7 protein-coding genes are annotated in these 7,045 nt (G+C 67.6%); 3 read left to right on the top strand and 4 right to left on the bottom strand.

Annotated features, from left to right (window positions below):
• Positions 1-144: 144 nt before the first annotated feature.
• From ABS64_RS12755 to ABS64_RS12745, 3 genes are all read right to left on the bottom strand, one after another.
• Positions 145-609: a MarR family transcriptional regulator gene (locus ABS64_RS12755; RefSeq protein ID WP_036290176.1), complete on the bottom strand. Its 465-nt coding sequence runs from the start codon at positions 607-609 to the stop codon at positions 145-147.
• The gene (locus ABS64_RS12750) at positions 602-2,308 is read right to left on the bottom strand and encodes an MDR family MFS transporter (protein WP_292683965.1); all 1,707 of its coding nucleotides are present in this window, start codon (positions 2,306-2,308) and stop codon (positions 602-604) included. Before ABS64_RS12750 ends, ABS64_RS12755 begins: the two co-directional genes overlap by 8 nt.
• Before the next feature lie 145 nt (positions 2,309-2,453).
• Positions 2,454-3,146, bottom strand: coding sequence for a YqaJ viral recombinase family protein (locus ABS64_RS12745; protein ID WP_036290175.1), 693 nt, complete (start codon positions 3,144-3,146; stop codon positions 2,454-2,456).
• A gap of 318 nt (positions 3,147-3,464) precedes the next feature.
• On the opposite strand from ABS64_RS12745, the gene rplJ reads away from it, so the two are divergent.
• Positions 3,465-3,953 carry a 50S ribosomal protein L10 gene (gene rplJ, locus ABS64_RS12740; protein ID WP_292683962.1) on the top strand — a complete coding sequence of 163 codons (489 nt, stop codon included), beginning with the start codon at positions 3,465-3,467 and terminating at the stop codon, positions 3,951-3,953.
• A gap of 49 nt (positions 3,954-4,002) precedes the next feature.
• Positions 4,003-4,356, top strand: a complete 354-nt coding sequence (rplL, locus tag ABS64_RS12735) for a 50S ribosomal protein L7/L12 (protein WP_292683960.1) — start codon at positions 4,003-4,005, stop codon at positions 4,354-4,356.
• A 69-nt stretch (positions 4,357-4,425) separates the two neighbouring features.
• Here the strand turns inward: rplL and ABS64_RS12730 are convergent, their stop codons facing one another.
• Positions 4,426-5,445 (bottom strand): LacI family DNA-binding transcriptional regulator, encoded by a 1,020-nt coding sequence (locus ABS64_RS12730; protein ID WP_292683958.1) that lies wholly within the window; start codon positions 5,443-5,445, stop codon positions 4,426-4,428.
• Between the two features lie 227 nt (positions 5,446-5,672).
• Here ABS64_RS12730 and ABS64_RS12725 point away from each other — a divergent pair, with 227 nt between their 5' ends.
• Positions 5,673-7,007, top strand: a complete 1,335-nt coding sequence (locus ABS64_RS12725; RefSeq protein WP_292683956.1) for an extracellular solute-binding protein — start codon at positions 5,673-5,675, stop codon at positions 7,005-7,007.
• Positions 7,008-7,045 lie beyond the last annotated feature (38 nt).

Genomic DNA, 7,045 nt, shown 5'->3' with positions numbered 1-7,045 from the left:
CTCGCCCGCGGCTACCGCAACCGCCACAACTACCGCCTCCGCATGCTCCTCGCCGCCGGCGGACTCACCCCATGACCCCCACCGAATGTCCGAAGAGCCACTAATCTCCTCGGCTCATCTCCTCGGCGCCGAGCGGCATCGCCGTCAGCGCCGGGTCACGCTGTCGCCGAGCGCCCGCAGCAGCCGGGTGAGGGCGTTGATGTCGTCCAGCGGCCAGTCCACGATCGCGTCGAGCAGCAGTCCCTGCTGGGGCGCGCGCGCCGCCTCGAGACGGGCAAGACCCTCCGGCGTCGGGGCGAGGAGGCTCGAGCGGCCATCGGCCGGGTCGGGGGAACGGGAGATGAGGCCGAGCGACTCGAGTTCGCGGATGGTCCGGCTCAGCTGGCCCTTGTCCATCATCAGCAGATCGGACAGGGACGACAGCGTCACGCCGTCGCGGCGCGCGATCGTCGTGAACACCTTGTAGGCGCCGGGGAGAAGGCCGGGGCTCACCCGGTTCGCGATCTCGCTGATCACCCGCTGGAAGCGGGTGATCAGCTCACCGAACTCGGACTCCAGTTCCCGCACCGCGGCGGTGCGGGAACCGGAGTCTTCGGCCGTCTCAGCCATCGTTTCGGGATCCGGCAGGCACGGTGCGCACGGCGCCGGTGGCGGTGAGCGTCTCCATCGCCTCGGGAACCGAGACCGTGGCGAGGTCGGCCTCGCTGGCCTGCATGCGCTCGACGGTGGTCATCGTCGTGAGCGGCTTGTTGGGCAGGAACACGATCGCGATGAGCGAGACCACCGCGAAGGGCACCGCGATCAGGAAGGAGTGCGAGATGCCGTTGGCGTAGATGTCCTCGAACACGACTCGAAGCGTATCGGGCATGGCCGACACCTTCGGCAGCGAGCCTGTCTGCAGCTGCTGCGCCCAGTACTGCGCCTGGTCGCCGAGCCCCATGATCGCGGCGGTGATGTCCTCCTTGCGCTGGGCGACGAGATCGACCACACGCGCCGCGAGAGCGGCGCCCATCACCGAGACGCCGATCGTGCCGCCGAGGCTGCGGAAGAAGGTGACGCCGGAGCTCGCCACGCCGATCTCCTCGGGACGGGTGGTGTTCTGCACGACGAGAACGAGGTTCTGCATCGTCATGCCGACGCCGGCGCCGAGCAGGAACATGTACACCGAGACGATCGCGAAGTTCGTGTCGTAGTGGATCGTCGACAGCAGGTACGAGCCGGCGATCAGCAGCACCGCGCCGACGATGAGGTAGGGCTTCCATCTGCCGTAGCGGGTGACGAGGGTTCCCACGCCGACGGAGGCGACCAGCAGGCCGGCGATCATCGGGATGGTCATGAGGCCCGCCTCGGTGGGCGTCGCGCCGCGGGCCAGCTGCATGTACTGGCTGAGGAAGACCGATGCGCCGAACATCGCGATGCCGGTGGCGATCGAGGCGATGACCGACAGGGTGAAGGTGCGGTTGCGGAACAGCGTCAGCGGGACGAGCGGCTCGCGCGAGCGCAGTTCGACGATCACGAACAGCAGGGCCGCGAGGATCGCTCCGCCGACCATCAGCACGGTGGTCAGGCTCCACCAGTCGTTGTTGCCGAGATCCCACCAGTCGCCGGTCGTGGTCGTGCCGGCGTTGGTCACCCAGATCAGCAGCAGCGAGACGGCCGCCGACAGCAGCACGATCCCGAGGTAGTCGATGGTCGTCTTCTTACGGCGTCGTGCGGGCACGTGCAGAGTCGCCTGCACCAGGACCAGCGCCACGACGGCGACGGGAAGCGACACGAAGAAGTTCCAGCGCCAGCCCCACGCGTCGGTGATGACACCGCCCAGCAGCGGGCCGCCGATCGTCGCGAGCGCCATGACCGCGCCGAACAGGCCCATGTACCGACCGCGCTCGCGGGGGCTGATGATGTCGGCCATGAGCACCTGGCTGAGGGCCGCGAGGCCGCCGGCGCCGATTCCCTGCACGGCGCGGAAGGCGATCAGCATCTCCGGCGACTGCGAGAAGCCGGCCGCGGCCGTCGCGAGGACGAAGATCACGATCGCGAGCTGGTAGAGCACCTTGCGATTCGTCAGGTCGGCGAGCTTGCCCCAGACGGGGGTGGAGATCGCGGTCGTGAGCAGGGTCGCGGTGACGACCCACGTGAAGGCGGCCTGGTTGCCGTCGAGGTCGTGGATGATGACGGGCAGGGAGCTGGAGACGACCGTGGAGGCGAGCATGGACACGAACATGCCCAGCAGCAGCCCCGACAGGGCTTCGAGGACCTGCCGATGGTTCATGCGCGGCGCGGTGCCGGCGGCGAGCGTTTCTGACATAGAGGGATTTCCTAAAGGTGCTGCGTTGCGGAGGTGACGCCGAGAGCGGCGAAGTGGTTGACGTTAGTCAACGGTTGAGCTTGGTCAACTATATGGTCAACGTTGACCTACGTCAACTATTCCCAGGTGGGGGATGTCGCCCGGATCAGTCGCTCAGAGCCAGAGCGCGGTACGGCTCGCGCGGGCGGGATGCGACGGCATCCACCGCCGTCTCCACGCCCGTCCGGCGCCGCGTCGTGCGGCGGTAGAGCTCGTCGATCAGCTCGGTCGCCAAGCGCACGAGGCTGCCGATCTCGCGCTCGTCGCGATCGACCCAGGCGCACCGGGGCTCGTCGCCGACGGGCACGAATCCGTCGTGCTCCTCCCAGACGACGAGGGTGCGCTCCGCGCCCAGCACGTGCTGCTGCCACCAGACCTGTCGAAGGTACGTGCGCGGGATCGACTTCCACGTCTTGTTGGTGGTCTTGATCTCAGCGAGGATCACACGCCCGTCCGCGTCGACGGTGATGCCGTCGGGGGTGGCGAGATGGCGCTTCTCCACGACGGCGTGGAAGAGCGCGGACGACGGGTGGATGCCGTGGGTCGCCGCGACCCACGCCGCGATTTCGGGCTCGCGGCGGCGCCCGTGGTCGGTGAAGGCGTTGCCGGAGAAGCCGCGGCCTGCTCCGAGCTTGGCATCGGCAGCGCGGGCGATGGCGGCGGGGCTCGTCAGCTGTGCGACGTCCGTGGCGGTGATGCCGCGAGATCGCGCCCGCATCCATCCCACGCGATCGCGGGAGTCGGCGACGATCCGCTCTGCCAGCTCCGGCGCGACGCGCGCGAGAGCTTCCGGAGTCATGTCATCGAGGCTAACCCGCGCCGTCGACGTGGACGGACGCGACACCCGAGCCGCCGCCGATTTGGCGAGTCCGGTGGGCTCACGTATGCTGGACGAAGCCAAAGACCGCTGGTCTCGTCGTCCGCTACGGCGGACGCCGACGAAGCTCTGCATCGCAGGGGCCCGCGCAGGTGTCACAGACAGTCTCCGGGAAACCGATTCGAAGCTCCGTGCGCTTGCGCCGGAGCTTTTTCGCGTTGTGGGCGTCGCTCGCGAGAGCGGCGATCACGGCCGATGCTCCGCCACCGCGGAGTGTCACATTCACATCAAGGAGTGACCATGGCGCAGAAGGATGCATCGGTCGCCGAGCTCACGAAGAACTTCGAGGACTCGACTGCCGTACTGCTGACCGAGTACCGCGGTCTGACGGTCGCCCAGCTCAAGCAGCTGCGCAACAGCATCCGTCAGGACGCGAGCTACGCCGTGGTGAAGAACACGCTGACCAAGATCGCCGCGAACAACGCGGGGATCACGGCGCTGGACGAGGACCTCAAGGGTCCCTCGGCCGTCGCGTTCGTGCACGGTGACTTCGTCGCCACCGCCAAGGCTCTGCGTGACTTCGCCAAGGCCAACCCGCTTCTGGTGATCAAGGGCGGCATCTTCGAGGGCAACGCCCTGAGTGCCGACGAGATCAACAAGTACGCCTCCCTGGAGAGCCGCGAGGTTCTGCTGGCGAAGGCGGCGGGCATGATGAAGGCGACGATGGGCAAGGTTGCGGCCACCATCGACGCGCTTCGCGAAAAGCTGGAGACCGCCGAAGCCGCGTAAGCGACCGGCGAGCTCTTTCCCCACACCCCACCTATCTAGGAGATACATCATGGCGAAGCTCACCACTGAGGAGCTGCTCGAGCAGTTTGCCGGCCTGACCCTCGTCGAGCTCAGCGAGTTCGTGAAGGCGTTCGAGGAGAAGTTCGACGTCACCGCTGCTGCCCCCGTCGCCGTTGCCGGCGCTGCGGGTGGCGCGGGTGGCGCGGAAGAGGTCGAGGAGAAGGACTCCTTCGACGTCATCCTCGAGGCCGCTGGCGACAAGAAGATCCAGGTCATCAAGACGGTGGCCAAGGCCGTCGTCGACGGTGCCCCCAAGGCCGTGCTCGAGGGCGCGAACAAGGAGACCGCCGAGAAGGCGAAGGCTGCCCTCGAGGAGGCCGGCGCGACGGTGACCCTGAAGTAATCAGCTCTTCTCGAAGAACTGCAGCGAAGGCCCCCGGGATCTCCCGGGGGCCTTCCGCGTTCTCTGCGTTCAGACGCCGCTCTCGACCGGAGGGATGCCTGCGGTGGAGCTGCGGACGATCAGGCGCGCCGGAATGCGCAGCTCGGTGCGGGCGCGGCCGGGCTCCGCGATCTCGGCGAGCAAGACGCTCACCGCAGCCCGCCCCTGCTCCCGCGGCACCTGCTGCAGGGTGGTGAGGGAGAACATCTCGGCGAACTCGTGATCGTCGATGCCCGCGACACTGAGCGCGGCCGGCACCTGGATGCCGAGACGGCGTGCGGCGATGATGGCGCCGATCGCCACTTCGTCGCACACCCCGACGATGGCGGTGGGACGCCTGCGCGTATCGCTCAGCAGGTCGGCGGCGGCGGCGTAGCCGCCGGGCAGGGTCACTTCGGAGTGTGCGTGGCGGATGAAGCTCGCCAGCCCGGCTTCGGTCATCGCGTGCTGGTAGCCCGACAGCCGCTCCTGGTCGACGTGGGCCCAGTGGCTCTGCGGTGCACCGCCGACGAACGCGATGTCGCGGTGGCCGAGGGCGATCAGATGCTCGGTCGCCCGCCGTGCCGCGTAGTCGTCGTCGACCGCGACGACGCTCGTCAGCTCGCTGGAGCCGACGACGCTGACGATGGGGCGGTCGATGCGGGTCAGTCGCTCCAACTCGTGATCGACCGGTTCCAGACCGACGGCGATCAAGCCGTCGAATCTCTTGCGTGCGAGGAAATCGTCGAAGATGCGGGCACGGCCCTCGGTGCCCGGCTTTGCGTCGTAGAGGGTGAGATCGAGACCTCGTTCCAGCAGCGCCTGCTGGATGCCTTCGAGCACCTCCGCGAAGAACCACCGGTTGACGTACGGCATGACGACACCGATGTTCTGGGTGCGCCCGGTCGCAAGGCCCACCGCACCTGCCGACGGCACGTATCCCAGTTCTGCGGCGGCGGCCTGGACGCGCGACTTGGTCGCTTCCGACACGTATCCGGCGCCGCTGAGAGCGCGGCTGGCCGTCGCTTTCGATACGCCTGCGTGGGCGGCGACTTCGGCGATGCCGGCCATCGGTGCTCCTCCTCGAGCGCTGTTCGCTGACTATCTCACGGCTCAGTATGGAACCGGTTGCTCTCATCTTCGTGTCGCGGGATGCCGCGCGGTAGTGGTTGTTATCGGGTTGTGACAATCGTCGGGTTGCGTCGTGGGAGAGGGTCCAATAGCTTGGCCTGGAATCGGTTCCGGAACGGGGCCGTGTGCATCAGGAATCATCCGAGCACTCAATGAGGAGGAATCACATGGGGATGTCACGGCGGCGCTGGATTGCGCCTCTGGCTGTCATGGGCGTGGCGGCGTTCGCACTCGCGGGCTGCGCCGAGGGCGGCAGTAGCGGCGGCAGCGCCAGCGGAACGGGGGCGGCCGGGGGGACGGTTCGCATCTCGGGCGGTATCACCGGCTCCGAGGCCGACGCCCTCCAGAAGGTCTTCGACGACTGGAGCAAGACGAGCGGGATCACCGTGCAGTACACCGGTGACAAGAGCTTCGAGGCGAACATCGTCACCAAGGTCACCGGTGGCGACGCGCCCGACATCGCGATCGTGCCGCAGCCGGGTCTGCTGAAGACCCTGGTCGGCACGGGCGACGTCAAGAAGGCGCCGCAGGCGGTGGAGGACAACGTCAACGCCAACTGGTCGCCGGACTGGAAGAAGTACGGCACGATCGACGGCACGTTCTACTCCGCACCGATGCTCGCCAACATCAAGGGCTACGTCTGGTACTCCCCGGCGAAGTTCAAGGAATGGGGCGTCGAGGTTCCGAAGACGTGGGACGAGCTGCTCACGCTGACCAAGACGATCCAGGAGAAGACGGGGGCCGCGCCCTGGTGCGCCGGCTTCGAGTCGGGCGGCGCCTCCGGCTGGCCGGGCACCGACTGGATCGAGGACCTTGTCCTGCGCCAGTCCGGCCCCGACGTCTACGACCAGTGGGTCGACGGCTCGGTGAAGTTCACCGACAAGCCGATCGCCGACGCCTTCACCGCGGTGGGCGACATCCTGCTGAACCCGTCGTACGTCAACGCCGGCTTCGGTGATGTCAAGAGCATCAACAGCACGGCATTCGGTGACGTCGCGGCGAAGGTCGCCGACGGTTCGTGCCCGATGACCCACCAGGCGTCGTTCCTGACGGCCAACTTCCTCACGGTGAAGACGGCGTCGGGTCAGGCTCCCAAGGTCGCGCCCGACGGCGATGTCTACGCGTTCGTGCTCCCGGGCTACAAGGAGGGCGCGGCCACGATCGAGGTCGGCGGCGAGTTCGTCGCGGGCTTCTCAGACAGCGGGGCGACGCAGAAGGTGCTCGAGTTCATGTCGAGCGCCGACTTCGCCAACGCGCGAGTCAGCGAGGGCGGCGCCATCTCGGCCAACCTCAAGGCGGACCCGAGCAAGGCCTCGAGCAAGTTCCTGACCGAGGCGATGAAGCTGCTGCAGGACCCGAACACCACGGTCCGCTTCGACGCGTCGGACCTCATGCCCGCCACGGTCGGCTCCGGCTCGTTCTGGAAGGGCATGGTCGACTGGATCGACGGCAAGGACCAGGCCAAGGTCCTCAGCGACATCCAGGCCGGCTACAACAACTAGTCACACCTGCCGCGTGACACCGCGGGCGGGATGCCGTA

It is taken from the genome of Microbacterium sp. SCN 69-37 (genome assembly GCF_001724435.1).
Classification (GTDB): Bacteria; Actinomycetota; Actinomycetes; order Actinomycetales; family Microbacteriaceae; genus Microbacterium; species Microbacterium laevaniformans.
Note: the sequence above shows the minus strand (reverse complement) of the source record. Positions and strands in the feature narration are given on the sequence as shown.

Coding starts and splice junctions, on each gene's coding strand:
- rplL (WP_292683960.1), top strand. CDS start 4,003: ATGGCGAAGCTCACCACTGAGGAGCTGCTCGAGCAGTTTGCCGGCCTG.
- ABS64_RS12750 (WP_292683965.1), bottom strand. CDS start 2,308: ATGTCAGAAACGCTCGCCGCCGGCACCGCGCCGCGCATGAACCATCGG.
- ABS64_RS12745 (WP_036290175.1), bottom strand. CDS start 3,146: ATGACTCCGGAAGCTCTCGCGCGCGTCGCGCCGGAGCTGGCAGAGCGG.
- ABS64_RS12725 (WP_292683956.1), top strand. CDS start 5,673: ATGGGGATGTCACGGCGGCGCTGGATTGCGCCTCTGGCTGTCATGGGC.
- rplJ (WP_292683962.1), top strand. CDS start 3,465: ATGGCGCAGAAGGATGCATCGGTCGCCGAGCTCACGAAGAACTTCGAG.
- ABS64_RS12730 (WP_292683958.1), bottom strand. CDS start 5,445: ATGGCCGGCATCGCCGAAGTCGCCGCCCACGCAGGCGTATCGAAAGCG.
- ABS64_RS12755 (WP_036290176.1), bottom strand. CDS start 609: ATGGCTGAGACGGCCGAAGACTCCGGTTCCCGCACCGCCGCGGTGCGG.